The sequence below is a fragment of the Actinotignum urinale DSM 15805 genome, from assembly GCF_000420445.1.
Taxonomy (GTDB): Bacteria; Actinomycetota; Actinomycetes; order Actinomycetales; family Actinomycetaceae; genus Actinotignum; species Actinotignum urinale.
In genome coordinates this window covers 55,143-82,119 of the sequence record NZ_ATUY01000008.1, presented here as the reverse complement: position 1 = coordinate 82,119, position 26,977 = coordinate 55,143, and the positions used below count along the sequence as shown (strand labels likewise).

The 26,977-nt window shown below is 51.9% G+C and carries 22 protein-coding genes and 1 tRNA gene; 17 read left to right on the top strand and 6 right to left on the bottom strand.

Annotated features, from left to right (window positions below):
- Positions 1-24 precede the first annotated feature (24 nt).
- Positions 25-1,638 carry an ABC-F family ATP-binding cassette domain-containing protein gene (locus tag G445_RS0106625; protein ID WP_022866764.1) on the top strand — a complete coding sequence of 538 codons (1,614 nt, stop codon included), beginning with the start codon at positions 25-27 and terminating at the stop codon, positions 1,636-1,638.
- A gap of 124 nt (positions 1,639-1,762) precedes the next feature.
- On the opposite strand, the gene glgC is transcribed toward G445_RS0106625, so the two are convergent.
- Positions 1,763-3,016 carry a glucose-1-phosphate adenylyltransferase gene (gene glgC / locus G445_RS0106620; RefSeq protein ID WP_026421017.1) on the bottom strand — a complete coding sequence of 418 codons (1,254 nt, stop codon included), beginning with the start codon at positions 3,014-3,016 and terminating at the stop codon, positions 1,763-1,765.
- 234 nt (positions 3,017-3,250) lie between these two features.
- On the opposite strand from glgC, the gene glgA reads away from it, so the two are divergent.
- The 9 genes from glgA to G445_RS0106570 all read left to right on the top strand — a co-directional run bounded on the left by glgA (position 3,251) and on the right by G445_RS0106570 (position 13,697).
- Positions 3,251-4,489, top strand: a complete 1,239-nt coding sequence (glgA, locus tag G445_RS0106615; protein WP_022866762.1) for a glycogen synthase — start codon at positions 3,251-3,253, stop codon at positions 4,487-4,489.
- A 370-nt stretch (positions 4,490-4,859) separates the two neighbouring features.
- The gene (locus G445_RS0106610) at positions 4,860-5,639 is read left to right on the top strand and encodes an ABC transporter ATP-binding protein (protein WP_022866761.1); all 780 of its coding nucleotides are present in this window, start codon (positions 4,860-4,862) and stop codon (positions 5,637-5,639) included.
- 59 nt (positions 5,640-5,698) lie between these two features.
- On the top strand, positions 5,699-6,577 hold the full coding sequence (locus tag G445_RS0106605; protein WP_026421016.1) for a TrmH family RNA methyltransferase: 879 nt from the start codon (positions 5,699-5,701) through the stop codon (positions 6,575-6,577).
- A 166-nt stretch (positions 6,578-6,743) separates the two neighbouring features.
- On the top strand, positions 6,744-7,058 hold the full coding sequence (locus tag G445_RS10145; RefSeq protein ID WP_022866759.1) for a helix-turn-helix domain-containing protein: 315 nt from the start codon (positions 6,744-6,746) through the stop codon (positions 7,056-7,058).
- A 437-nt stretch (positions 7,059-7,495) separates the two neighbouring features.
- Positions 7,496-7,702, top strand: coding sequence for a type II toxin-antitoxin system prevent-host-death family antitoxin (locus G445_RS0106595; protein WP_022866758.1), 207 nt, complete (start codon positions 7,496-7,498; stop codon positions 7,700-7,702).
- A gap of 23 nt (positions 7,703-7,725) precedes the next feature.
- The gene (locus G445_RS0106590) at positions 7,726-8,160 is read left to right on the top strand and encodes a type I restriction-modification system subunit M N-terminal domain-containing protein (RefSeq protein WP_022866757.1); all 435 of its coding nucleotides are present in this window, start codon (positions 7,726-7,728) and stop codon (positions 8,158-8,160) included.
- A gap of 47 nt (positions 8,161-8,207) precedes the next feature.
- Complete coding sequence (locus G445_RS11795) at positions 8,208-8,900, top strand: TIGR02391 family protein (RefSeq protein WP_022866756.1); 693 nt, start codon at positions 8,208-8,210, stop codon at positions 8,898-8,900.
- 199 nt (positions 8,901-9,099) lie between these two features.
- Positions 9,100-11,112 carry a site-specific DNA-methyltransferase gene (locus tag G445_RS11945; RefSeq protein ID WP_022866755.1) on the top strand — a complete coding sequence of 671 codons (2,013 nt, stop codon included), beginning with the start codon at positions 9,100-9,102 and terminating at the stop codon, positions 11,110-11,112.
- On the top strand, positions 11,112-13,697 hold the full coding sequence (locus G445_RS0106570; protein WP_022866754.1) for a DEAD/DEAH box helicase: 2,586 nt from the start codon (positions 11,112-11,114) through the stop codon (positions 13,695-13,697). The genes G445_RS11945 and G445_RS0106570 overlap by 1 nt, the downstream gene beginning before the upstream one ends.
- Positions 13,698-13,900: 203 nt before the next feature.
- Here G445_RS0106570 and G445_RS0106565 read toward each other — a convergent pair whose 3' ends face one another.
- Positions 13,901-14,374, bottom strand: coding sequence for a tRNA (cytidine(34)-2'-O)-methyltransferase (locus G445_RS0106565; RefSeq protein ID WP_026421015.1), 474 nt, complete (start codon positions 14,372-14,374; stop codon positions 13,901-13,903).
- 197 nt (positions 14,375-14,571) lie between these two features.
- On the opposite strand from G445_RS0106565, the gene G445_RS10135 reads away from it, so the two are divergent.
- From G445_RS10135 to G445_RS0106545, 4 genes are all read left to right on the top strand, one after another.
- The gene (locus G445_RS10135; RefSeq protein WP_022866752.1) at positions 14,572-15,036 is read left to right on the top strand and encodes a hypothetical protein; all 465 of its coding nucleotides are present in this window, start codon (positions 14,572-14,574) and stop codon (positions 15,034-15,036) included.
- Between the two features lie 107 nt (positions 15,037-15,143).
- Positions 15,144-15,229: transfer RNA gene (locus tag G445_RS0106555), tRNA-Leu, on the top strand.
- Between the two features lie 226 nt (positions 15,230-15,455).
- Positions 15,456-16,490: a GNAT family N-acetyltransferase gene (locus G445_RS0106550; protein WP_022866751.1), complete on the top strand. Its 1,035-nt coding sequence runs from the start codon at positions 15,456-15,458 to the stop codon at positions 16,488-16,490.
- Positions 16,491-16,668: 178 nt separating this feature from the next.
- Entirely contained in the window at positions 16,669-17,136 is a 468-nt protein-coding gene (locus G445_RS0106545; RefSeq protein ID WP_022866750.1) for a hypothetical protein, read from the top strand.
- Positions 17,137-17,283: 147 nt separating this feature from the next.
- On the opposite strand, the gene G445_RS0106540 is transcribed toward G445_RS0106545, so the two are convergent.
- Positions 17,284-18,219 carry an aldo/keto reductase gene (locus G445_RS0106540; RefSeq protein WP_022866749.1) on the bottom strand — a complete coding sequence of 312 codons (936 nt, stop codon included), beginning with the start codon at positions 18,217-18,219 and terminating at the stop codon, positions 17,284-17,286.
- 281 nt (positions 18,220-18,500) lie between these two features.
- Between G445_RS0106540 and G445_RS0106535 the strand changes: the two genes are divergently transcribed.
- A complete protein-coding gene (locus G445_RS0106535) occupies positions 18,501-19,760 on the top strand; it encodes a cysteine--1-D-myo-inosityl 2-amino-2-deoxy-alpha-D-glucopyranoside ligase (RefSeq protein WP_022866748.1) in 1,260 nt (419 codons plus the stop codon).
- 3 nt (positions 19,761-19,763) lie between these two features.
- Here G445_RS0106535 and G445_RS0106530 read toward each other — a convergent pair whose 3' ends face one another.
- The gene (locus G445_RS0106530) at positions 19,764-20,585 is read right to left on the bottom strand and encodes a RecB family exonuclease (protein ID WP_022866747.1); all 822 of its coding nucleotides are present in this window, start codon (positions 20,583-20,585) and stop codon (positions 19,764-19,766) included.
- A gap of 38 nt (positions 20,586-20,623) precedes the next feature.
- Positions 20,624-20,959, bottom strand: a complete 336-nt coding sequence (gene yaaA / locus G445_RS0106525) for a peroxide stress protein YaaA (RefSeq protein ID WP_022866746.1) — start codon at positions 20,957-20,959, stop codon at positions 20,624-20,626.
- 89 nt (positions 20,960-21,048) lie between these two features.
- Between yaaA and G445_RS0106520 the strand changes: the two genes are divergently transcribed.
- Positions 21,049-21,489, top strand: coding sequence for a carbamoyl-phosphate synthase domain-containing protein (locus G445_RS0106520; RefSeq protein WP_169511070.1), 441 nt, complete (start codon positions 21,049-21,051; stop codon positions 21,487-21,489).
- Positions 21,490-21,510: 21 nt separating this feature from the next.
- A complete protein-coding gene (gene carB / locus G445_RS0106515; protein WP_022866744.1) occupies positions 21,511-24,786 on the top strand; it encodes a carbamoyl-phosphate synthase large subunit in 3,276 nt (1,091 codons plus the stop codon).
- 49 nt (positions 24,787-24,835) lie between these two features.
- Here carB and G445_RS0106510 read toward each other — a convergent pair whose 3' ends face one another.
- The gene (locus G445_RS0106510) at positions 24,836-26,944 is read right to left on the bottom strand and encodes a CocE/NonD family hydrolase (protein ID WP_022866743.1); all 2,109 of its coding nucleotides are present in this window, start codon (positions 26,942-26,944) and stop codon (positions 24,836-24,838) included.
- Positions 26,945-26,977: the final 33 nt, after the last annotated feature.

Below are 26,977 nucleotides of genomic sequence, written 5' to 3'. Positions count from 1 at the left end.
CGCGCGATGGCGTAGGGTTAACACGTGATTTCAGCTTCTCATCTCACCATGCGTATTGGCACGCGAACACTTATCGACGACGCACAATTTCAGGTTACAAAGGGTATGCGTGTGGGTCTAGTTGGGCGAAACGGCGCAGGGAAAACAACAATGATGCGCCTTTTGGCCGGCGCCGGCGATCTTGGAGATGCGCTCGATTATGAGGGGACGATTACACGAAGCGGAACGGTGGGCTATCTTCCCCAGGATACGCATCAGGGCAATCCCGAACAGAGCGTCATTAACCGCATTATTGAAGTTCGCGGAATTGATGAGACGATTCGTCGTATTAAAAAAGCTGAAAAGGATATGTCCGAGTTGAGCGGAGCGCGCCAACAAAAAGCGATGGAACGTTATGTTAGTTTAGATCAAGAGTTTACGAATGCGGGTGGATGGGCGGCCCATGCTCACGCCTCCCAAATTGCCGCATCGCTGGGTATTGAAGATCGCCTGTTGAATCAAGAATTGGGCACGCTGTCGGGTGGACAGAGGCGCCGTGTGGAGCTCGCGCGCGTTCTTTTTTCCCAGGCAGAAACGCTTCTTTTGGATGAACCAACGAACCATCTTGACCATGATTCTATTGTGTGGCTTCGAGATTTCTTAAAATCCTATTCGGGCGGTTTCATAGTTATTTCCCACTCGGTTGAACTACTTGATCAAACCGTTAATAGCGTATGGCATCTTGACGCGAATCGTTCAAAGCTCGATCAGTACGCGATGGGCTGGCATGAGTATCTTATTCAACGCGAGACGGACGAAAAGCGTCGTCGTAAAGAGCGGGCAAATGCGGAGAAGAAAGCTCAACGTCTTTTGGCTCAAGCGGACAAGATGCGATACAAAGCCACAAAGGCTGTAGCGGCGCAAAATATGGCGAAGCGTGCCGAAAAACTCCTTGAGGGGCTTGAAGAAGAACGGGTGCAGGACAAAGTTGCGGCGCTTCGTTTTCCCACGCCCGCGCCCTGCGGCAAAACGCCTCTCATGGGGGAGAGCCTCTCAAAATCTTACGGTTCCCTTGAGGTTTTTACGGGTGTGGATTTGGCGATCGACCGCGGTTCACGAGTGGTTATTCTCGGCTTTAACGGGGCTGGTAAAACAACGCTTTTGAAGGTGTTGTTCGGCGTCGAAAAACCAGATACGGGGAAAATTATTCCTGGGCATGGCCTGAAACTTGGGTATTACGCCCAGGAACACGAATTTATTGACCCGGATAAAACTGTTGTTGAAAACCTTCAAAAAGTCGCGCCGGAATTCGACGACACTAAAGTCCGTAATATTCTTGGATCTTTCCTTTTCTCCGGCGACGACGCGGACAAGCCCGCGCATGTTCTTTCAGGCGGGGAGAAAACACGTTTAGCGCTGGCTATGCTCGTGGTTTCTCAGGCGAATGTGTTACTTCTTGACGAACCCACAAATAATTTGGATCCCGCGTCCCGTGAGCAGGTTCTTAGTGCCCTAGCATCCTACGAAGGTTCCGTTGTTTTAGTTACTCACGACGAGGGCGCGGTGCGCGCCCTTCAACCTGAACGTGTTCTTCTCTTACCCGACGGGGACGAGGATTTGTGGAGTGACGATTACATGGAGCTCGTGATGCTGGCGTAACTCGTGTTCGTGATGCTGGCGTAAATCGAATTTGTGTCAAATGTGTTTGAATGGGTGTCTACATAATAGTGTGTGGTCACGTCGCCATTGACGTGACCACACTTCACATTATAGTTGTTATGGTTTAGCGACGAACCACTGCGTTCTTGGGAACAACAACGATTCCGCCTTCGGAGACGTGGAAACCACGTTCGCGATCGTAATCATGGTTAACGCCGAGCTGAGCGCCTTCCTCAACCACCACGTTCTTATCAAGGATTGCCTTAATAATTGTGGAGTTGCGTCCGACAATAACATCGTCGAACAAAACGGAATCGCGAACAGAAGACCACGAATTCACGCGGACACCTGGGGAGAGGACGGATCCGATAACTTCACCACCGGAGATAATGACACCGGGGGAGACGATGGAATCGAGTGCGTGCCCAAGACGTTCATGGTGCCCATACACGAACTTAGCCGGCGGCAAGCCTGTGTAGCCTGTGAGAATCGGCCAACGATCGTTGTACAGATTGAACTCCGGGGTGACGGAAATAAGATCCATGTTAGCTGCCCAGAATGCGTCAATCGTACCTACATCGCGCCAGTAGTCCTTATCGCGCTCTGCGCCTTCGCCCGGGATACGGTTGAAGGTGAAATCGTAAACGCCACAGTTATCTTCTTTGACGAACATGGGGACAATGTCGCCACCCATATCATGGTTGGAATCGGGATTGTGGGCGTCAAAATCAAGTGCTTTATGCAGAGCTTCCGTGTTGAAAATGTAGTTACCCATGGATGCGAGGAACTTATCGGGAGCTTCGGTGAGCCCAAGTCCTGTTGTATCCTGCGGCTTCTCAAGGAACTCAAGAACCCTTGTAGGATCTTCTTTATCTGCATTGATAACGCCGAAAGATGGAGCAAGTTCTAGGGGCTGGCGGATACCAGCGATTGTCAAGTCTTTACCGGAGGCAACATGCTGATCCATCATTTGCGAGAAGTCCATGCGGTAGATGTTATCTGCACCGGTAACAACAACAACATCCGGCTTTTCATCTTCAATAACATTCATGGACTGCCAGATAGCATCTGCGCTACCGGAGAACCAACCCTTACCAAGACGCTGCTGGGCTGGAACAGGTGCCACATAATTACCTAAAAGATTCGACATACGCCAGGTACGGCTGATATGGCGATCAAGTGAGTGGGACTTGTACTGCGTGAGAACAACGCACTTTAGATATCCGGAGTTAACAATATTGCTGAGCGAAAAATCGATAAGACGATAAATTCCGCCGAACGGGACTGCGGGTTTTGCTCGATCTTCTGTGAGCGGCATCAAACGCTTGCCTTCGCCCCCCGCAAGGACAATGGCCAATACGCGTAAATCTCTCGTCATGTGACCCATAATACAACACATCGTGAGATTGGACACCCTCGTCCACGCCATAATTTGAGTTAAATTTTTTAACCTTGAAAGGATAACGAGCGGACCTTACTGATGCGTTATCGCCAAAGACTTTTCTCGAGGGACGAACGGACCTTAATGATGCGTTATATTCAAAGACTTTTTTTGTTGAGTGCGTTATCCTAGACACAGCTAGATAATCTAGATTGGCAAAGGAGCCCAAAAATGCGAGTTGATTTACTTACCCGTGAATATCCACCCCACGTTTATGGTGGTGCAGGTGTGCATGTGACGGAACTTTCTCGTGTGCTCGCAAAACACGCGGATGTTCACGTTCTTGCTTTCGACGGTGAACGTAGTGAGGAGGAGGCGAAGCAACTACCTGCCGGCGTGACGGCACGTGGCTTTGATTATCTTCCGCAACTTGATGGCGCAAATGCTGCGCTGAAAACTCTCGGTGTTGATCTGCAAATTACGGCGGCCGCGGAAGGTGCAGATCTTGTTCATTCACATACGTGGTATGCGAATATGGCGGGGCATATTGCGAAACTTTTGTACGGCATTCCCCACGTTATTTCCGCGCATTCTTTGGAGCCGTTGCGTCCGTGGAAGCGCGAACAGCTCGGCGGTGGTTATGAGCTGAGCTCCTGGGCAGAGAAAACGGCGTATGAGGCTGCCGATGGCATTGTTGCCGTGTCCCACGCAATGCGCGACGATATCCTGCGTTGCTACCCGTCCATTGACCCCGATCGTGTCCGCGTTATCCACAACGGTATTGATTTGGATGCCTGGAAAGCGCCTCAGACCGACGAAGAATGGAAAGACGCTCGGGAATTCTTCTCCTCATACGGACTTGATCCCGATAAGCCGACCATTGTGTTTGTTGGTCGTATTACTCGCCAAAAGGGTGTGCCCGGATTGCTTCGTGCACTGCGTCAGGTTGATAAGAGTGTCCAGGTTATTTTGTGCGCGGGCGCTCCGGATACCAAGGAAATTCTTGAAGAAACACGTGAATTGGTGGCGCAGCTTCAGGCGGAACGCGAAGGTGTTGTGTGGATCGACGAAATGCTTCCGCAGCAGCGTATTGTGCAACTCGAAGCATGTTCGACGACGTTTGTCACCCCGTCCATTTATGAGCCTCTCGGCATTGTGAACCTGGAAGCGATGGCTGTTGGACTGCCCGTTGTGGGTAGTGAAACGGGCGGTATTCCGGACTGTATCGTTCATGGTGAAACAGGGCTTCTTGTTCCGATTGAGCAGATGCAGGACGGGACGGGAACGCCGTTGAATCCGGACAAGTTTGAGGCGGATTTGGCTACGGCACTTAACGACGTCTGCTTAAACCCTGAGAAAGCTAAGGAAATGGGTAAGGCTGGGCGCAAGCGCGTAGAAGATCATTTCTCCTGGGATGCTATTGGTGTTAAGACAATGGCGTTCTATGAGGAACTCGTTGCCAAGAAGTAATTCTTTGAGGTGGGGTGGGTATGTTGGGTGCGGAACATACCCACCCCACAGGGTTTAATTCCGTCCATATAAAAAACGTTTTTGCCCGGGCCTTGTGAACAATGTTTGTTGAAAAAGTTCATCACGATTTCAGTCCATGCCCGGGCCTATGTGCATAGAGGCAGAAAAAATATTGAGGGCTGAGCATTAGCCTTACGTGAGGGCGTTACCGGTGCGGTAACGCCCTCACGCGTCGTCGTATAAAAATCGCATAAAACAGATTGACTCACCGCACACAGTGTAGGCAACATCGACTCATTGCCAATCCGGGGCTTCGCAAAGCTGTGATCGCAAGCACGAATTGCGAAGTAATGAGGGTACTATTAACCCTATGGGCGATGTACTTTCAATCAATAATGTAACTCTGAGGCGAAGTGGCAACAATATTCTCAAGGGTGTTTCCTGGGATATTAATAGTGATGAACGTTGGGTTGTGCTCGGCCCGAACGGTGCGGGGAAAACAACAATTGTGCAGATTGTGGCAACGCGTCTGTTCCCCACAACCGGGACCGTCGATATTATGGGGGAGCGGCTCGGGCGTGTTGATGTGCGCGAGCTTCGCACAATGGTTGGCGTAACCTCCTCGGCAGTTGATCGTCTTATTCCGCGCGGGGAAACAGTTTTTGAGGCTGTGCGCACGGCAGCCTATGGGCAAATGGCGGCCTGGGATGAAGAGTACGATGTTCAAGATGATGCTCGTGCCCGCGCAATTATGGTTCAAATGGGGATCGATAATATTGCTGATAGGCGTGTTGCCTATCTTTCTTCAGGCGAGTTGAAGCGCCTCGGTATTGCGCGTAGCCTGATGCCGAACCCGGAAATTCTGATTTTGGATGAACCGACCTCCGGTTTGGATTTGGGTGGGCGTGAACGGCTTCTCACAACGCTGTCGATGATGGCGCGTCAGCCTTATGCCCCGGCGCTTATTCTTGTCACCCACCACGTCGAGGAAATCCCTGTTGGTTTCACACACGTGTTGCTCCTCAAAGAAGGCGATATTTATGCTGCGGGGCCGATTGATAAAGTGCTCACCTCCGAAACGGTCAGCCAGGTTTTCGATTACCCCATCACTATTACCAAAGATGGCGGAAGGTATTTCGCGCGTTCCTAACGCATCACGCTTTGTGGCTTTTCTTGAGCCAGAACGCTATCTCGTGGCAAAGTTACATTGTGATTGTGTACATTGAAAGCCTTGATGACCCTCGTGTGGAAGATTTTGTTCGCCTAACTGACGTGAACCTCCGTAAGCGCCTTGAAACCCTGCGCGGTTTATATATGGCCGAATCAAGCAAAGTTATTGAACGCGCACTTCAGGAAGGGCACGAGCCCCGCGCGTTTTTCACCTCACCTCGTCATTTGCCGGCGCTTCAAGATATAGCCCAGCGACTCCTTGGTGGCAGTGATGCTGGCGAGATTCCGATTTATTTGGGTTCCGACGAGATGATGCAACACGTCACGGGTTTTAAGGTTCACCGCGGAGCCTTGGCGTCTTTCAACAGACCTCAGCTTGCCGAGGTGGGCGAGCTTCTCGCATCTGCACGTGGGGGTAAGGGCGCGCGCCGGATTATTGTGCTTGAGGGGCTTGTTGACCACACGAATGTCGGCGCGATTTTTCGTTCCTGCGCAGCGCTTGGAGTTGACGCAATTCTCGTGACGGACACATGTGCGGATCCCCTGTATCGCAGGAGCGTCCGGGTGTCTATGGGGACGGTTTTCCAAGTCCCGTGGACACGGATTTATGATTGGCCGAGAAGTATGAATATTTTGCACGACGAAGGTTTTACGACGGCAGCCCTCGCTCTTGAGGATGATGCCCTTCCGTTAGATAAGTTTTCGGCTTTGGATGAAGTGCAGGCGCTTAATTCACGTGTTGCTCTCATTATGGGAACTGAGGGCGATGGTTTAGGGAAGCGAACGATTGCGAACGCGGACTATCGGGTGATTATTCCGATGGCGGGGCACGTGGATTCCTTGAATGTAGCGGCTGCGAGCGCTGTTGCCTGTTGGGAGTTACGTGTGCGTGGCGAAGGTGAAAATGAAGGAGTCTAAAATACTTTAGACGTTACTTATTTATTACGTTTGTAACGTTAAAAAGCCGCAAAAGCTAAAAAATTAGGACTAGAAAGTTTCTTTTTATAAAATATTGCGACACCTGTCCTTAATCGATGGGTATATCCAGTGGGTTAGATGGGTGTATCCGGCTAAAAATTACTCTATGACTTCACCTCTCACCCCTGAGCAACACGTTGCATGGGCGCTTGCCCGAACCGTGCGTAGCAGACGTGAAGATTTACATATAAGTCAGGATGATCTTGCATTTTCCGCGGGTATTAATCGTTCAACTATCCAATGCCTTGAGAACGCCGTATCCGATCTTAAAACGCGGGTTCCCGCAAATCCCAGGCTACACACGCTTTTCAAACTTGCCGATGCACTTGATTTGACGATCGGTGAACTACTGAAAAATGTTGAAGAGGCATATGGTGGACCACATGCATCGATTGACATCGAAATTCGTCGTAATAAGTGAAAAAACAATAAAAATATCTGTCCTCATATAACTGCGCATCACATCTGCATGCGAATATATAAAAGAGACGCTATTATCCAAATTTTTCTTGGATAAGGTGATGTTTTGTTAGTTGTGGTGTCTGCATTTGACCCTGAAACAAAGACGTCGAAAATAATAAACGCTGATTAAACCCTTGAACCCCTGTTGAGCAGGGGGTTTGCTATTTTCAGGGTGGTTTCTTTGAGGGCTGGTTGCTCGACGATGCGCTGAACTTGGCTTCTGTGGGCAATGAACCGGTCGTCGGCTCCTGCCAAGGGGGTCTGCTGGTGGGCTTGCGTTAGCGGGTATCTGACTAGGGGTGGGAGTGGCTGATACAATCTTTAGTAATTACTTTCTAGGAGGGTAAAAGCACTACCGAATGGTGCTGGAGCCTGGTCACGTGGGAGGTGTCGCACATGGATGCTGCGCCCGAGAAGACGACGATGGACTTCTATAACATGTCGGATTTTTTGCGCGGACAGTCGTCCAAGATCATCACGAAGTTGTTTGAGGAAGACGAGGCGGCTTTTGTGCTGAAGAATGGCAGGCCGTTGGCTGTGTTGATGTCGATTGAACGCTATGAGCGACTCATGAAGGCCGGAATCGACATCACCGAGTACTGAGGATTTTCAACGAGGGTTTTTGGATGGCAGTGAAAAAGACAGAGCTTTATTCCTTACTCTGGGAAGCTGTGAATAAGCTTCGTGGCGGTGTGGAGCCAGCCCGCTACAAGGACTATGTACTCACTCTACTGTTCTTTAAGTACGTCTCGGATCGGTACAAAGGTCAGCGGTACGCCGATTTCACAGTGAAAGAAGGTACCTCTTTCGATGACTTAATCGCAGCCAAGGGCAAGAAGGATATCGGCGATGCTTACGAGTACTTCATGATGAAGTTCGCCCAAGAATCTGGCAAGAGCAAAGGGCAGTTCAACACTCCCTCCGAGGTGAGCCGAACCATGGCCAGACTGCTCGGTATTTCTAACATCCAGCCGCGCCAGCATGGACGCTCGTGGACGCTGTATGAAGCTTTCATGCCACGACGGATACAAACGCGCGCGAACCTCGTTTTGGTGGCGTGACTGGTTCAAACTTGAGCTGATTGTTTCAGATTAGAGAGGAGATTCTCGTGACCGTTGAGCCGCCAATGTTCCGTACGTTTGGCCACGAAACTGTTGAAGTAGTTCACGCCGAGGGTACTGCCGACGAGAAGCGTTTTTCTGTCGAGGCACATGTCGAGCCCGATTCGGGTTTCGTTTCGGTAGACGCGCCTATCTACGAGGGAGACATTGTTGAGATCAAAGACCCCCGTGGCGGCATTGAACGCAAGCTCGTAAGCGAAGTTAGAATCTACGATCCCAAAGGGGTCTCGTTCCGAAACATGCGTTATACGGAGCTTAAATGGGGCAAGGCTCCGCAGGCTCGTATTGCACCAGTTCGACGCCTCACCATTGAAAACTTTCACCCTCGCGTCATTGAGTCCGCAGGAAAGCTCTTCGCGGACGGCCATTTCAGTAGGGCCGTAACTGAAGCATTCGTGTCTATTGAGGTACGAGTTCGTGGTCTCTTGGGTTCTGATAATTCGGGCACGAAGCTGATGGACGAAGCCTTCAACGGCAAAAACCCGAAGCTCTCGGTAGCGCGGCATGAAGGGCGTTCCGGCGAAGATGAGCAAGCTGGATTCCACTTACTATTTCGTGGAGCAATGTTAGGTGTCAGAAACCCTGGAGCGCATGAGCTTGCGTTCGAGCAGGATCCGCAAGAAGCCCTAGAATTTATAGCACTTGCCAGCTTGCTACATCGAAGGCTTGACTGTGGTTAGTTTGAGGCGACCGTGGCAGCACTGACGTGATTTTACGCTTACGCCTAGGCAGTGTGAGCTTAAGCGATGGCACTCTTCAAGTTATTCCTACTAAAAAATTGAAAGAAAAAGACGAATGAACCAACTGGGATTTTTTATCTGGGGCACCGCTGACATCTGCGAGGTCGTCCCCACCGACACGAAGGGAGAAACCGACTAGATGGCCAATCAACGCTTGCAACTCACCTGGTACAACAAGGACAAGGCCCTCATCCCCACCGAGACCGGCAAGTACGGCTACACGTGGGTTGACCCCTCAGACCCGCGTTACTGCGAGACCCATACCCTCGTGCTAGACGACTATGTGCAAGGCAGCCAGACACCAAAGTCTGACGAGTTCGCCTACTCCGAGCGAGCCGACCTTGACCCCCAAGGCGATAACCTGCTCATCCTCGGCGAATCCGGCGATGTCCTCGAAGCCCTTACCCGGGTGCCCGAGCTTGCCAAGAAGTACGTGGGCCAGGTGAAACTGATCTACATCGATCCACCGTTCAACACCGCGCAAACATTCGCCAGCTACGAGGACAACCTGGAGCACTCCATCTGGCTCACCATGATGCGCGACCGACTGCTGCACATGAAGAAGCTGCTCACTAACGACGGCTCCATCTGGGTACACCTCGACGACGTCGAAGTCCACCGGATGCGGCTGCTGATGGATGAGGTGTTCGGTGCCGCAAATTTTTTGGCTGAAATATATTGGCAAAATACCTACAGCCCCAAAAATAATGGATCAGGAGTGTCGATTGATTCAGACGTTATTCTTATCTACCGAAAGTCATCATCGTTTGAGGTAAACAGGCTTCCTAGAACAAGTTCAATGAATTCTGCCTATCAGAATCCGGATGATGATCCAGCAGGATCGTGGGCTAACGACAATCCGCACGCGCGTCACGCAGCTGGTAAATATCAGCACCCTGGCGTGTATGGGATTCAGCATCCGATTACCGGTAAAATGCTTTATCCCTCATCATCTGCAAATTGGTGTTATGCGCAATCAACAGTTCTGGAAATTATGCAAGGGTGGGGTGACTATGTCTATGGGGATAACACTCCTGAGGAAATGGCAAAAAGACGCGAAATAGAACCCCCTGGTGTGCAACTACGTGATGATGTGCATCCACTTGTTTTGCGGAACTTTAATTCGTCCAGCGTGGAACGCGCACAGGAAATTCAAGATGATGGACCTTGGCCAGTTTTTTGGCTTACTAAGGGCGGTAAGGGAGCTATTAGACGCAAAACCTATCTGTCTAATGTTGCTGGGCGTATTCCGCAAAGTATATGGCCGTATAGCGAAGTAGGACATACTGACGAAGCGAAAAAGGAAAACCAATCTCTTTTCCCAGATGAAACTCCTTTCAGTACCCCTAAGCCCGAGCGCCTTTTAGAGCGGATTATTCATATTGGTTCTAATCCGGGGGATATTGTTTTGGATTGTTTTGCAGGTTCAGGAACTACGGCTGCTGTTGCGCAGAAGATGGGGCGGCGTTGGGTTACGTGTGAGTTGGTGGAGGATACTTTTAACCGTTTTACTCGTCCGCGTTTGGAAAAGGTGGTTAGTGATAGTGATCCGGGCGGGATAACCCGCACGAAGGGTGAGCGGGTGGATGCTACCGTTGATGGTTTGCCGGAGGGTTTGAGTGCTGATGATGCACAGAAGCTGACTTCCTTACTTAATAAGGCGATTAGTGAGAGCCCGGAGTTGAAGAAATCGGCGGATATTCGGGCGGTTAAGCAGATGGTGAAAACTCGCCGCTCGAAAGATGTGGTTAATTGGCGTGGTGGCGGCGGCTTCCAGGTCGCCCACCTGTCGCCTGCGTGTTTCGACTACGACCCCGCACTAGATCGAGTGATGCTAACAGAGGCCGCGACCGGCGAAACGTTGATTGAGTCGGTGGCTGCGAATCTTGGTTTCACGCTGCTGTACCCGGATGATGACTATGTGTTCGACGCCAGGCGCGGTAACGCTTTGCTAAAGGTGGTCGAAGGGGTGGCTACCCCCGAGATCGTGGATTGGCTGGCCTCGCAGGTTCAACCTGGGGAGACGATCGTGTTGGCAGCTACCTCGGTGATGGACGGGGTGCGCCAGCATCTGCGCAAACTGGTGAAGGGGGCGCGGGTGGTTGCCTTGCCCGATGATGTGTTCCGTTACAGCGAGGGTGGTGAGCTGTGATGGCTAAGCGGCTGAATATTAGTTTTGATTCGGACATGTTGGAGTCGATTAGTGCCGAGTTTGACCTGCGTGCTCCGAACAAGGAGGCTCTGCGCCAACTGGTCTTCACTCTTGATGGGGATTATGACCCATCGGTGATGCAGGTGCTCAACCTCGCTACGGGCGTGGGCAAGACGTATTTGATGGCGGCGTTTGTGGAATATCTGCGCCGCCAAGGGGTTGGCAACGTCGTGATCGTCACCCCAGGCAAGACGGTGCAGGCCAAGACGGTCCAGAATTTCACGCCTGGCACGCCCCGGTATATCACCGGCGCGGCGGTGCCGCCCGAGGTGGTGACCCCGCAGGACTATTCGGCGTGGATCGCCCGGCAGAACGGACCCGCCCAGCTTTCGTTCGGGCGGGAAACCCCGATGCTGGCGTTTATCTTCAACATCCAGCAGCTCATCGCGCCGAAGGAAGCCGAGGGGGACACTCACGGCGCTACACAGGATGCGATGCGTCGCAAGCCGCGGCGGTTCGATGAGAACGCCGGTGTGCTTTTCGACTACCTGAAGAACCTCGATGATCTGGTGGTGATCGCCGACGAATCCCACCTGTACGGGTCGAGCGCGGTGGCGTTCAATGCAGCGTTGAAGGAACTTGATCCAGCAGTGGCGATCGGGTTGACGGCTTCGGTGAATAAAAAGACCGATCATGTGATCTTCGAGTATCCGCTGTATCGGGCGATTACCGACAAGTATGTCAAAGCCCCAGTGTTGGCGTTCCGCAAGACCGGATATGGCACCGGTGAAGCCTCTGAGGAGCAGCAGTTGCGGGACGCGCTGCAGCTACGTGCGCTCAAGCAGGCTTACTACGACTCCTATGCCTCCTCAAAGGGTCGCGATCATGTGAACGCGGTCGCTTTCGTCGTGTGCTCGGATGTTGAGCATGCCACCCAGGTTGCTGAGCTGCTGCGCACCCCGGAATACCTCGGCCAGGATGAGGCGGTGTTGCAGGTGGACTCCAAGCACGAGGATGAGTTGACCCAGCGTCGCCTCGACGAATTGGATCGGCCCGAATCGCCTGTGCTGGCAGTGGTCAGTGTCAACAAACTCAAGGAGGGCTGGGATGTCAAGAACATCGCGGTCGTCGTCACGCTGCGGGCGATGGCCTCCGAGGTGCTTACCCAGCAGACCATGGGGCGTGGCCTGCGTTTGCCGTTCGGGAAGTACACGGGCGTGTGGCAGATCGATCAGCTCGACATCATCGCCCACCAATCCTTCACCGAACTACTCAACGCCGAGAACGTGCTGCAGCAGTTCGGATTGGACGATGCCGTCCCCGAACCCGACAAAGCCAAGGTGGAAGAGGCGATCCGCAAAGCCGCCGAAACATCCGGCACGGGTACAGTCACAGACACGACCGGTGGTCAAGCATCGACTACGACTATGCCAGGGCCTGGTGCTGGTACCAGTGGTGAGGGGGCCGGTGGCGTAGAACCGCAGCCGGGCACCGTTCCCGTAGGCGGTGGTGATTCTCCGGGTGCGGGTTTGCCTGGTGTTGGGGTTCGTACCATCACCGAGCAGGAGGATCAGCCCACCTGGGAGTTGGTTTCGATCGGACGGAACCCCGATTTTGCGGACGTATCCTACCGATTCCCGGTGACGACGATGACTGTGCAGCAGCCGCCCATTGACCTGTCAGAAATCAGTGACACCGAGATTGAGCAAGCTGCCCGCCGGGTCACTTCTGCTGGGGACGTGCTGTTGCGCAAAGAGATCATCGCCACGCTGGGCAAGAAACTCCGGGCAGAGGATCGAGAAAGTGCCGAGGTTGACTCCGTCCACGTTGACGATGCCGACGCCGAGGAGGCTCTGGTCAAACTAGTGATCAACATGTCGCTGGTGCCCAAAACCAAACAGACCGCCCGCTACGTCGCCACGTACCTGGTGCCGAAGTTCATGGGCGCCGTGACGTTCACCGGCTGGACCGTCAAATCCCTCGACTCCGCTCGCGCCGAACTCTTGGGGCTGATCAAGGACTACACAACCGAGACACTGCGAGCCACCCGCGAGGTGCCGACCATACACCCCAAGTCGATGCCAGGCACCGGCTACACGCTCCCGTTAGGTGAGAAAGTGCATAACCAGATTGAGAGTCGTGACCAGTTCGTGCGTGGCCGGGTCTATAGGGGCTGGTTCAAGTCGCTGTTCGCAGAGGAATCCTTCGACTCCTTCACCGGCGAATACCAGCTTGCTCGCCTGCTCAACACGTCGCCGGGGATCGTGTGGTGGCATCGGCTCCACACGCAAGACGGCGCGTTCGTGTACTACAACGCGAAAGACCGCTACTTCCCCGACTTCGTAGCCTTGGACACCAACGGGGTGCATTGGATTATCGAGGGCAAGGACGAGCGTGGCCGCGATGACGCCAGGGTGCAAGCCAAGCGTAAGGCTGCCGAGGCGTTGGTGCGACGCCTGGTGGCTGAGGACGCTTATACCGGTCAGCACTGGGGCTACCTCATCGCCTACGAACAAGACACCGCCCGTGCCGACTCCTGGGAAGACCTGAAAGCCTTCTCGCAGCCGGTCAGCAACGCCCTGTAGCTGCGAGTTCGCCTGGGCTCATCACGGGACTCCAGCGTTGCGGAAGATCGAGGGTGCCGGACTCGCCCTAGGATTCACCAATCTCGACAACCAGCACCTCCTCGCATCCTCAAATTCGTTTCGAGGTGGTTGATTCCTCAGTCCAGCTTTTTTGGGAGGGACAGTTCATTCATGCAAGAGGGTGAGTTGTGAAAATACACTATTCAGGAAAACGGTGCAGAACCATTAAAACCCAGTTGACGCCAGGCTTCATATACGGCAATTGAGGCTGCGTTGGCGAGATTGAGGGAACGCAGGTGGGGCATCATGGGGATCCGAACGGCTTGCGTAATCGAAGAATCCTGGACAATCCGCGCGGGAAGCCCCGTGGGTTCGGGGCCGAACAGAAGATAATCTCCCGGTTGATAACGCACATCAGCATAGTTATTCGCGGTGTGCCCTGTGAAGGCAAAAATTCGCGCGCCGTTAGTTGTTGCAAGGAAATCGTCGTAATTATTGTGGATAATGAGGCTGGCAATATCGTGGTAGTCGAGGCCGGCGCGCTTGAGATGGGCGTCGGAAAAGTCGAAACCGAGGGGTTCGATAAGGTGAAGGGATGCGCTCGTGCAGGCTGCCAGGCGAATTGCCGCGCCTGTATTTCCAGGGATGCGAGGTTCATAAAAAACGATATTCAGCACCCCATCAGGATACTCGCTTTTGGATGTACGTAAAAACGCAGGCGAAATAAGCGACAACGCGGGTTCTGCGGGACATGCGCGATAACGCGGGTTTGGCGAGAAACCGTAAAAACGCAGGCGAGGAGTTCGAGGTTACCTCCTGGGAACACTAGAACGGTAACAGCGTATAAAATGGAGAAGATACGAAAGGGGAGTGAATGAAAATTTCATCGTTATTCAAAGCTATTCTCAAAACGGGCCCGGTAGTCGCGGGTGTGCTGTTGAAGTACGGGCCACAACTTAAGGAACTAGCGCAAAAAAATCCCCGGTTGGTGGAAAAAATCCACGGCGTCTACACGAAAATAGCGGGAACAGCGCCAAGTCGATCATCTGCGCAAATGGCGTCAAAAATCGTGGCGTTAAAGGAGCAGGTCACCTACCTATATGCGAATGCGACAACACCCAAGGAACTTGAGGATGCCAAAAAATGGCGCGAAGAACTCGACATGTTAGAACGTGCCATACCCGTGGTAGACACCATGAGGTACTCCAAGAAAAAAATGGAACAACGCGCAATGTATCGTCGACTTAACAAGATTTCAGATGCCGTGTTGGCGGCAACTTTGGTGGAATATATTGAAGACGCTGAGATTGTTGACGACGAAAAACGCGAGAATGCTTAGCTGGTGATTCAAATCACCCGGGTTTTCATGCGGAAAATTTGAACTACGTGGAACGAACTGGTAAATTATTCTCTGTTGCTTCGGCAAGGAAACTTGCTGAAACCTACGCGCAGGTGGCGGAATAGGCAGACGCGCTAGCTTGAGGTGCTAGTCCTCGTATTAGAGGGTGGGGGTTCAAGTCCCCCTCTGCGCACGAAAAAGGGCCGGTCCAAAGGATCGGCCCTTTTGTTTTTCACGGTCCTGCTATGCCGTCTCGCTCTGAGTTCTCGCTCTTACGGGTCTGTTTCTGCGGGATTGGTGAGAACGTCGTCGACAGTGATTTCGGAACCGTATAGACTGCCGTCTGTACGGGGAAGTGGACAGAGGTGGCAAACCGGGGCAGATATAGGAAAGTCCAGGGCAAAGAGGAAAGAAAAGAAATGGAAACAGTCATTCTTCATACTCAACGTTTTGTGTTAACGCCCCCATGCGAAGAGGACATTCCCGCAATAGTTCGCATATGCCAAGATCCAGAGATTCAGAAGTGGACCTCAGTGCCCTCGCCTTACGGCGAAGAGGACGCAACATGCTTTGTTGCCAATACGAAACAATCGTGGCGTATCGGAGTTCCCGTGTGGTACGCGCGTTACGAAGAAGGCGGGGAGCCGGTTGCGTGTATTGAAGTACGTCAACCCAATCAGTATGTAGGGGAGTTGGGTTTTTGGACAGCGCCCGGGTTCCGTGACCAGGGAATTATGAGCGAAGTGGTTCAAACCGTCCTGGATTTCGCTTTCGATGAGATGAAGCTAGAGGCCGTGCATTGGGCCTGCCAAATTCAGGATGGTGAACCGAACTGGTCCTCGGTTCGTACCGCCTGGAAGGCAGGTTTCGTATTCGAAGGCATTCAGCGTGCCGGATCTTTTAACAAGGGCAAAATCTACGATACCCTGCGCGCAACGATTAAACCTGGAGAACCGCGTGCGCCACGCGGGCCGTGGTGTGGGCCAACCCGCAAACATCCCGCTTTTGGAAATCCGCGTGATCCGGAAACTCTTGTTCGTCAATTCCATGAAACATATCGTTTACCTATAGTTGAAGGGAAACCGAGTGCGGATAATGAACGCATCGGGCTGAGAATGTCCCTTATTGCTGAAGAATTTACGGAATTGGTGGCGGCTTGTTACGGCGGGGTCGCGGGTGGCGAAATTGAAAAAGCCTTTAACCGCGCAGTTTCCGCTGACGATAATACGCGCGACATTATTGAAATCGCGGACGCTATGGGTGATCTTATCTACGTTATTTACGGTATGGCTTTGGAGCTTGGCGTTTCAATGGAACGTGTATTAGCGACGATTCAGGCGTCTAATCTTTCCAAACTTGGGGAGGATGGGAAACCGATTTATAGGGAAGATGGCAAGGTTCTTAAGGGGCCGAATTTCTTCGATCCGGATATTCGCGGGGCGCTTGGCTTGTGAAGCTTGCTTTTTCACAGCGTTCGCGTTTTGTGATGTATTTCTAGCCGGAATTTTTGGTTTGCGAGCTATTTTCGTCGTGAAACAACCTTATATTTTGCGCAAAACTTGTTCTTAATAATTTTTGACGAAAGATGCTAAAAGATTAGCCGTAACGCGATAAAAAGGGTAACCTTGGAACATGGCTATGAATCCTCGTGCAGCACTGGACCGGTTGATGAGAGCGCTCGAACACTTCCATCAGGTTGCATCAACCTCAGATGATCCGCATGCCCCTGCGGTTTTAGAAGCAACGGACCTTCTTGCGGACGCCTTTACCGTTTACGATGACGTCATGTTTACCGAATACGATGTCGAAACCCCCTTTGATGTGTACGCAGATGAGGATGAGGACGAGGACAACGATAATGGCTACCTGTACGACACCGGCAGATTCGACACTCTCGATGATGATTACGACGATGAAGATGACGACGAGGACGATGAAGATTTCGATGACCTCGATGAAAATGTAATCTATTACGACGGCGATGCAATCGAGCACGACGAGGACGATTTCGACTACGACTACGACGATGATGGCCTCGACGATGAAGATTTCGATGATGACTACGACGATGAAGATGACGACGAGGACGAGCGTATCTAAATAATACTGTACCTCTCGTATTTCACGTGAAAATTGTTTTGTCATGTAGTTTGCATGAATAATGAGGTAGTCATGTCCGTTATACAGACGAACAATTACTAGCTCAATCATCCGTGCATTTTCATCAAAACCTATAGTGCATAAGTGTTAAGAAATATCGTTGAGGGCTTCGGTGACGATTGCGGGTAGCTCTTGGACCTTGGAGAGTATGGACACCAGTTGGCCCGCTGTTCGCGCGCCAATGAGGGCGGAGGTTATGGGTTTAGATAAAGCCCAGCCGAGGGCAACCTCGCCCTCAGATAGCCCTAAACCGTCACCGGCTTTCGCAACCGCTTCAACAATGGTGCGACACCTCTTATCCAAATAAGGGTCGACGAAAGATGCCAAATGTTCTGAAGCAGCGCGCGAAGTTGCAGGAATAGAATGGCGATACTTTCCTGTAAGAACTCCGCGTCCAAGAACCGATGTGCCAAAGAAACCCAAACCTAAACCTTCGCAGGCATCAAAATACTCGTCTTCTGGATAGCGTTGAAGAAGAGAATATTCGCTTTGAATAACACTGAGTGAGGGTAGCCCGGATTCTTCAAGGAAAGTATTCATGCGGGCAACTCTCCAGGCAGGATAACCCATCACGCCTATATAATCTGTAAGCCCTGAAGTGACAAGATGTGCAAGTCCTAATGCCGTTTCCCGATCCGGGGTCACGCCATCAGGGCCAGCACACAGAGCAAAATCCACACGGTTCGTCCTTAAGCGCTCCAAGCTCCCCTCAAGGCTTGAACGCAAGGCACCTCTCGATGTTGAATAGGATGAACCGATTGGCGAGGAAACAAACCCGACACGTGTGCAAATATAGAAGTTTTTACAAGAAAAATCTCCGTCGTCGAACAGTGTACCGACGAGGGACTCGGAAGCGCCATTTCCGAAAGCGGGTGACGTATCGAGGAGCGTTCCGCCAGCTTCAGAGAATGCTAAAAGTTGACCTGCTGCCTCATCTTTTTCCGTATCGCGCCCCCAGGTGAGGGTTCCAAGTCCGATAGAGGATACAACAACGCCACTTTTTCCAACCGCACGGTAATCCATACGTTTAAGTTTAAACGAGGAATGGGTGGGTGGGTGTTGTGTGCGTTGGGAGTGTTGTGTGTATCGGGAGTGTTGTGTGCGTTGGGAGTGTTGTGTGTATCGGGATGTACGACGGGAGAGTGCCGCGCGGTTGTGTCGGCGTTGATTTTTTGGGGCAGAAGGGTTGGGCGCCAGAGCAGTGAGAAAGTGCGTGGGGCTAATGAGTTGGGAACATTTTGGCGGGTGGGCACGTTATGTCTATCGGAGTAAGATAATGATGTTGTGTCAACGTAAGGAAGTTTATGAAAACCTGGCCGAAACCGCATGTCCCTGTTCTCCACGTCACGACTTCTTTGAAACTTTTTGATACATCTACGCAGGATTTACGTGTTGTTGCAGATACCCAACATCCGCATCTCTACACGTGCGGAATTACGCCTTACGATGCCACACACCTTGGACACGCTTTTACGTACGTCATGGCAGATGCGCTCATGCGGTGGTGGCTGGCAACGGGTAAGGAACCGATTTACGCCCAAAATATTACCGATATTGATGACCCGCTTTTCGAGCGAGCCGAGGCAACCCAGGTAAATTGGCGAGAACTTGCGGATTCACAAATTGATCTTTTCCGTAGCGACATGGAACTTTTGGGTTGCGTTCCACCACAGACGTGGACAGCCATCTCGGAAGTGTTGCCAGAGTTGGAGGGGGCCGTTCGCGATCTTGAAAAGCGTGGCTTGGCGTATCGTCTCGAGAACAGTGACGGATCCCAAGATGTATATCTCGATATTTCGCACGACGAAGAATTTGCGGTAGCTCCCGTTTTCCGTGGTTTAGATTTGCGGGGCTTATTTGATGGGCATGGCGGGGATTCTAACAGGCTGGGGAAGAAGAATGAACTTGATCCGCTCATCTGGAAGGGCGTGAAAAATGATTGCTTCCAGCCACGTGGTGAAAAACCCGGATATTGGCGTCCTGGTTGGCATATTGAATGTGCGTTAATTATGGCTGAGCAATTGAAAGGAAACGTGACGGTTCAGGCTGGTGGGCGCGATTTGGTGTTTCCGCATCACGAAATGAGCGAATCTCATCTGCGTGAACTATTTTCCGGTTCCGGTGTGGATATTCATATGCATGCCGGGATGGTTGCCTATGAGGGTGAGAAAATGTCGAAATCGTTGGGTAATCTTGTGAGGGTGTCCGAACTTGTCTCCCAAGGCGAAGATCCGCAGGCTGTCCGACTTGTTATGTTGGGGCAACATTACCGTACCGATTGGGAATACACCGCGGATTTGCTACGCCATGCATCCGAGCGTCTTTCTGCATGGCGGGAGGCTTTCTCACATGCCAATAACTGTTGTGGCGCAGATGCTTGCTGTAGCGAAACAGAAAAAGGTGAAGATCCCGCAGAAGTCTTGTGCAATATTCTCGCTGATGATCTCAACACGCCACAAGCTTGTGTTTTCATTGACAACTGGGCACGTAGCTCGCACACATATGATGCGCAAAAGATGGCGCGCGCCGTTCAGGCATTCCTTGGGGTGGATATTACCTTGTAGATCCTACTGCTGTACGGTGCGCATATGCTCGATGCCTGTGGCGCTTATTTCCGGTAGCGTTCCGCCGAATTCGGGGCAGAAGCGTTGAAAACTGCACCAATCGCACAGCCGGGACCTGCGCGGTTCAAAATAGCGCGAATCTAAACGTTCCTTAATATTTTTCCACGTGTTATTCACGTTCTCCACAATCATCTCCACATCGACATCTGTGGGATCGTAGGTGAGCGTGCGCCCGTCCTTCAAATAAATCAGTTGTGTTCGCGCCGGAATTTGCCCCTCAATGAGATATAGCAACATGGCATAAAAACGCATTTGGAACAGCGCGTCCTGTTGGTAGCGCGGATGGGGAGATTTTCCGGTTTTATAATCGACGACACGCAACGCGCCACTGGGTGCCCTGTCTATTCTGTCAGCAATACCGCGTACCCCTACGCCTGAGGAAAGCCTGCTATTCAAGAATTTTTCCCTATCTCTAGGTTGAAGATATTGGGGATTTTCTAGGGTGAAATATGTGGAAATAAGTGGACGTGCAGAATCGAGCCAATTATTCAGGTGGTTTTCTGTATCGAAGAGCGTGAGATGTTCCGGGTTCTCGGTGTGAAGTTTTTCCCAACAGTGAAGAAGAAGCGACTGGGCATAATCTAGGGTTCGTTCAAGCTGTGGAACGTCGTATAAATGTTCAAGAACCGAATGGACGAGTGTTCCTCGGAGCATGGCTAACGACGGGGGTTCGGGGAACTGATCAATGCTGCGGAAGCGAAAAAGAAGGGGGCATTGATGGAAGTCCTTGGCCCGTGATGGCGAAATTGCTGCGAGACGTTTCATATCTTTACCCTAGCCGTCTCGTGTTGAGAAACAAAAAGTTATCCACATCCTACTGTTTCAGGGTAATGTTTATGCGCTTGCTTGGGTGTCAGCGTGGGGAAATCGGCGGCATCGTATAACACGCCTGTATATATATTCTGTGCTTTTGAACACGGTTGGGAGTATAAAACAACCTGGGAAAGAATTTCTGTTTCTATTTTTGGACCGGCTTTAAGTAACTTTAGAGCGTCCTTTGATGCGGAAACTTTTTGCAAAATATCAATAATTTCTTCACGAAGCTGTGTAAATTCAGGGAGATAGAGAGAGACGAGGTCGAGCGTGGGGCCAGATTGTGGCGCCGTCTTGCCCGCTGAAGGCGGTAGAAGAATCAACATAAAGTTCCTGTATAGTTATTCCATGTTCGTCATTTTTATTCATTATGGTGAATGTTGTGATGTTCATCAAACACATGTTTGAGGAGAGAATGATGCCGGTAGATACAGCACTACTTATTCTAGAAGACGGAACGATTTTTCACGGAACACCTTACGCTCAGCGAGGACGAAGTAGCGGTGTCCTATGCGGAACCACGGCAGCTTTCGGTTACCAAGAACTTCTTACATCCCAAGACGTAACTGGAAAAATTGTTCTCTTTACAACCCCGCATATTGGAAATACGGGAGTTCTCGATTTAGGTGAAGATTCTCAGTACACAGCAGCAGGTGTGATTATTCGAGATCCCATAGCGCGCGGTTCCCACTATCAAAAAACGGGCGAACTTGAAGAAGCCCTAAAAAACGCCGGCGTCGTTGGTATACAACAGGTCGATACGCGCGCAATTATGCGCAAAATTCGCGATACACCGCAAACCGCAACCATTTTAAGCGGTGAAGACGCACACAACTATCTCGTCGTACATTCGTAAAGAGAATAGAAGGATTAATCCATGCCACGCAGAACAGATATTAACTCTATCCTCGTTATCGGCTCAGGCCCCATTGTGATCGGGCAGGCTTGCGAATTCGACTATTCGGGAACCCAGGCGTGCCGCGTTCTTAAAGAGGAAGGCTTCCGCGTCATTCTTATTAATTCCAACCCCGCCACGATTATGACCGACCCGCATATTGCGGACTCCACCTATATTGAGCCCATTACCGTTCCCGTGATTGAAAAAATTATTGCGAAGGAACGGCCCGATGCGCTCCTGGCAACGCTCGGCGGGCAAACAGCGCTCAACACAGCAACCGCACTACACGATGCCGGCATTTTGCAAAAATACAATGTTGAGGTTCTTGGCGCAGATATTGATGCTATCCGCAAAGGTGAAGATCGCCAGGAATTCAAGGACGTTGTGGATGCGTGCGGGGGAGAATCGGCGCGGTCCATTATTGCCCATACGCTTGAGGAATGCCATGAGGCGGCTGAAAAATTGGGCTACCCTCTCGTCGTACGTCCGTCATTTACTATGGGCGGTTTAGGTTCCGGTTTTGCGCACAACCAGGAAGAACTCGATCGCATTGTGGGTGGCGGGTTGCATTATTCGCCAACTGCTGAGGTTCTCCTGGAAGAATCCATTCTCGGATGGAAAGAAATCGAACTCGAAGTAATTCGCGATTTCAAAGATCAAGCGATTTTGGTGTGCAGCATCGAGAATTTCGATCCGGTCGGTGTTCACACCGGGGACTCCATCACCATGGCTCCCGCGCTCACCTTGAGCGATGCAGAGTTTACTAAGGTTCGCGATCTCGGTATGGCGATTATTCGTGAAACCGGGCTTGCCGCGGGCGGATGCAATATTCAAATTGCGGTGGAGCCTAAAACTGGGCGAATGATTGTTATTGAAATGAATCCGCGTGTTTCGCGTTCCTCGGCTCTCGCCTCCAAAGCAACAGGTGTTCCGATTGCGAAAGTGACGACGAAACTCGCCGTCGGTTACACGCTGGATGAGATAACGAACGATATGACGGGACTGCCACTCACTGAGGATCCTGCCGTTGACTATGTTGTGGTGAAGGTTCCGCGTTTTGCGTTCGAAAAGTTCCCCGCTGCGGATAACACTATTACGACGACGATGAAATCCGTCGGGGAGGCAATGAGCCTGGGTCGTAACTTCACACAAGCGCTACAAAAAGCGATGAGAAGTATCGATAAAAAGGGCGCGGTGTTCCACTGGAACGGCACACCCGATAAGGACGAAAATCTGGAGTTGATGAAACGGGCAACTGAAGACCGCGTTATCCAGGTTCAGCAGGCCTTGCGCGCTGGTGCAACCGTTGAAGAAATCAACGAGATTACGACGATTGATTCCTATTTCCTTGATCAGATCGCTTTGATTAATGAGGTAGCCGATCAGATAAAAACAGCCCCAACCCTGACAAAAGATGTCTTGAAGCTCGCCAAATACCACGGTTTTTCCGATTCTCAAATCGCGCAGATACGTGGTATGAGCGAGGAAGCTGTTCGCGAAGTTCGCTGGGCATACGGCCTGCATCCCGTCTATAAAATGGTGGATACCTGCGCCGGTACGCACGCCGCAACAACCGCCTACATGTACTCCAGTTACGATACGGAAACTGAAGTTCCGCAACGCACCAAACCGGCAGTGATGATTCTCGGGAGTGGCCCGAATCGTATAGGGCAGGGACTCGAATTCGATTACTCCTGTGTTCAAGCGACCTTCGCATTGAACGACGAATACGAAACAATTATCGTGAACTGCAATCCCGAAACCGTCTCCACAGATTACGATATTTCGGATCGTCTCTATTTTGAGCCATTAACGCTCGAAGATGTTCTGGAAATTTATCGAGCCGAATCCCAGGCTGGTCCTATTGCCGGGGTGATTATTCAGCTCGGCGGGCAAACACCGCTATCCCTCGCAAAAGCGCTTGAGGACGCCGGTTTGCCGATTGTGGGAACTTCGCCGGCGGCAATTGACGCCGCAGAAGACCGCGCAGTGTTCGGAACAGTTCTCGAAGATGCGGGCTTGAAGGCTCCCGATTACGGAACAGCCACAAGCGACGCCCAAGCGTTACGTGTAGCGGATAAAATTGGGTATCCGGTACTGGTTCGCCCATCCTATGTGTTGGGCGGGCGCGGAATGCAAATCGTCTACAGCCACACGGAACTCGCGGAATATCTCAACCGCCACGAATCAGAAAAAACCGATGCTTCACGCACAACCGCGCCACTCCTCATCGATAAATTCCTTGCCGACGCGGTAGAAATCGATGTTGATGCCATATACGACGGAGAAGAGCTTTTCCTCGGTGGAGTGATGCAACACATTGAGGAAGCCGGCGTTCACTCGGGTGATTCCGCCTGTGTTTTGCCGCCCCTTAGTTTCTCGCAAACACTTATGGACAATATCTATGAGGCAACCCTGGCTATTGCGAAGGGTGTGGGAGTGCGCGGGTTGGTGAATATCCAATTCGCTGTCCAATCGAATATTCTTTACGTTATTGAAGCCAACCCGCGTGCGTCGCGTACGGTTCCTTTCGTGTCTAAAGCAACGGGAGTAACGCTTGCGCCGGCAGCGACGCGAGTCATGATGGGGGAGAAAATCAGTAGTTTGAAAGCTCGCGGAATCCTTCCCGAGAAAGACGCACGGATTATTGATTACAATGCGCCCATATGTGTGAAGGAAGCGGTGTTGCCCTTTAAGCGTTTTATGACGACGGATGGGCGCAGTGTGGACACCATTCTTGGACCGGAAATGCGGTCTACCGGTGAGGTGATGGGGATGGACACCACATTCCCGGCTGCTTTCGCAAAATCGCAAATTGCTTCCTATGGAGGACTTCCGACTTCCGGTACGGCGCTTATTTCCGTGTGTGATGCAGATAAGGGAGCCATTATTTTCCCGGTGTCCCAGCTAGTTGATCTCGGATTCACTATCTATGCAACACGTGGAACCGCAAATGTTTTGTCCCGCTACGGGATTAACGCACATGTGGTGAGCCAAAACCCGGGCGAAAAAAGCGATGCCCACAATATTGTGGACCTTATTAATACCGGAAAAATTGATCTTGTTGTCAACACTCGTGGCGCGCAACAATCAGCGAGCGATGGGTATGCTATTCGAGCCGCCACAACCGCAGCTGACTTGCCGATTATGACAACTGTGGCTGCTTTCGGTGCCGCCGTTCAGTCCATGAAGGATGAAGCACAGCATGAATTCACTTTGAAAACTATTCAGGAATACACTGCTGAACGCCACTGAACGTTAGTGAGCCCAACGCGACATAACGGAACCCTCGTCGTCGTAAAAATTAACTTGCGATACGCGGAATCACATTTTTCCAACTGCGCTCAAAAATAAGCTCCTCGCCATCGAAGCACCATACATGCGAAACGGTGAAGAAATTCTTCTCGTCGCAGGCGATGCGGGACGTTGAGGTGAGCGAAGCCTCCCAATCCATATCCGGGCGGGAGAGGGAAATCTTCCACTCTGCTTCCGTGCGCGCGGAGGTGGGGTCATCCCAGGAAATCCAGTAGCGTTCCACGGAATCTTCGTTATAGTGCAGTCCGTCCGGGTAGATGCGTGTACCGCCATACATGGGGTCAACCTGAATGAAGGTTTCTCGCTTGGCAACATCCGTAGAAATCAGACGTTCGGGGCGGCGCACACCGGGGAGTCCCTCGTCGGGATAGAGAACCTTAGCGTTCACGGGCTGAACCGGATCGGCGAAACCAATAGCCATATCGGCATTGTGGCGAATCTGGGCGTATTCATTGCCCTCGTTCGCGAGCGCCTCAAAATCAGGGCGTTTCGGAATAACCAGGGAAGAAGCGTCAATATCAATGTAAACGCCCTCGTTTTGAGCCTGGGGCCAAATCCACGGCCAATACGCAGTAGATACGGACAAGCGCAAGGTGTGCCCGGCAGGAATCGTGTAGCCGATGCCCGTCATGGGAATCTCCACCTCAACCCATTTTCCAGCGGGGAAGTCCACCACTTTATCGCGCCCTTCACGTGCGGAGAGGTTGAGGTTTCCGCGTGTTACCAGCGTAGAGGAGCCGTCTGGCGCCACATCGCAGAGGCGAACATAGACTTGCCCGCGAGTTCCGGGTGTTGTGATGCGCAGGCGTGCCGTGCAATTACCGAGAATCTGGATGTCGTTGTCGAGGGGAATATTGAAGGTTTGGCTTCGCCCGTCCTCTGCGCGTTGGTCAATGGGAAGATCCGAATCGTTGCCGTAGGGGAAGAAGCGGCCCGCGCTTTGCCCGGTATCTTGTGGGGAGTTGACGTACGCTACCGCACCTTTCGCTCCCGGATAGGGGGAGTTGCTTGCGAAAGGTGTTGCTTGGAAGAGGGAGAGTGGGAAGGGTGTGTGAAGAATCGTGGGGTCTGGGAATTGCGGGGTGGCAACCCAGTGGCCTGGAATCTCGTCGTACACGGAGTGTGGTGGGAGCGGATCCATAATGAAATTTTTCATGAGGGGCTCATCCATAACCCCGGTTTCTTTGCCTTTGAGCCAGTAGTCCCACCAGCGTAGGGTTTCGCCGAGGAAATCGATATGCGGGCCCGGTTTAATATCGCGGTCTGGATATTGGTGTGACCACGGGCCGAGGATGCCTTTCACGTTTTTTCCTTGTGCTGAAAGATTTTCGACGAGTCTCAGCACGGTGTCTCGATAGGGATCGAACCATCCGCCAACCGCAAGAACCGCGGCGTTGATACGCGAGTAATCTTCACACACGCTTCCGTGTTTCCAGAATTCATCGCGGGTTTGGTGCCTCATCCAGTTTTCCATATAGGGTTCGGCTTCGTTGAGGCGACGCAACCACTGTTCTTTCCACTGGTCTTTCCATACGCGCTTGTCGACGGGACGGGATTGGAAGGCAAGCATTGTTGCTCCCCAGGCGAACATGTCCACGCCGAGCATGGAGCCACCCATATAGTGAACGTCGTTGTCGTAGCGGTCGTCGGTGGAGCATACGGTGACGATGGCTTTGAGGGGCTTCGGTTGCATGTAGGCGAGTTGGAGGGAGTTGAATCCGCCCCAGGAAATCCCGAACATTCCGACCTTCCCGGTACACCAGTCCTGGTTGGCAATCCAGTTAATGACGTCCACGCCGTCGAGATGTTCTTGCATATCGTATTCTTCGCCGGGCACGCCTTCGGAGTTTCCGTGTCCGCGAATATCGACGCGAATCGAGGCGTATCCGTGGCCTGCATAGTAGGGGTGGCGTTCCGAATCGCGTGGCCATGTCCAGTCGCCACTGCGGTAGGGGAGGTATTCGAGGATGGCGGGAACAGGTTCTGTGGTAACCGGCATCCATGCTTTCATCCATAGTTGTGTTCCGTCGGAGACGGGAATAAATTTTTCGACGACGGTGACCTCGTACGGGAATTCTTCGGGCTGTAAATATTTCATGTGTTCTTTCTTTACTTTATTGCGGTGACGTAA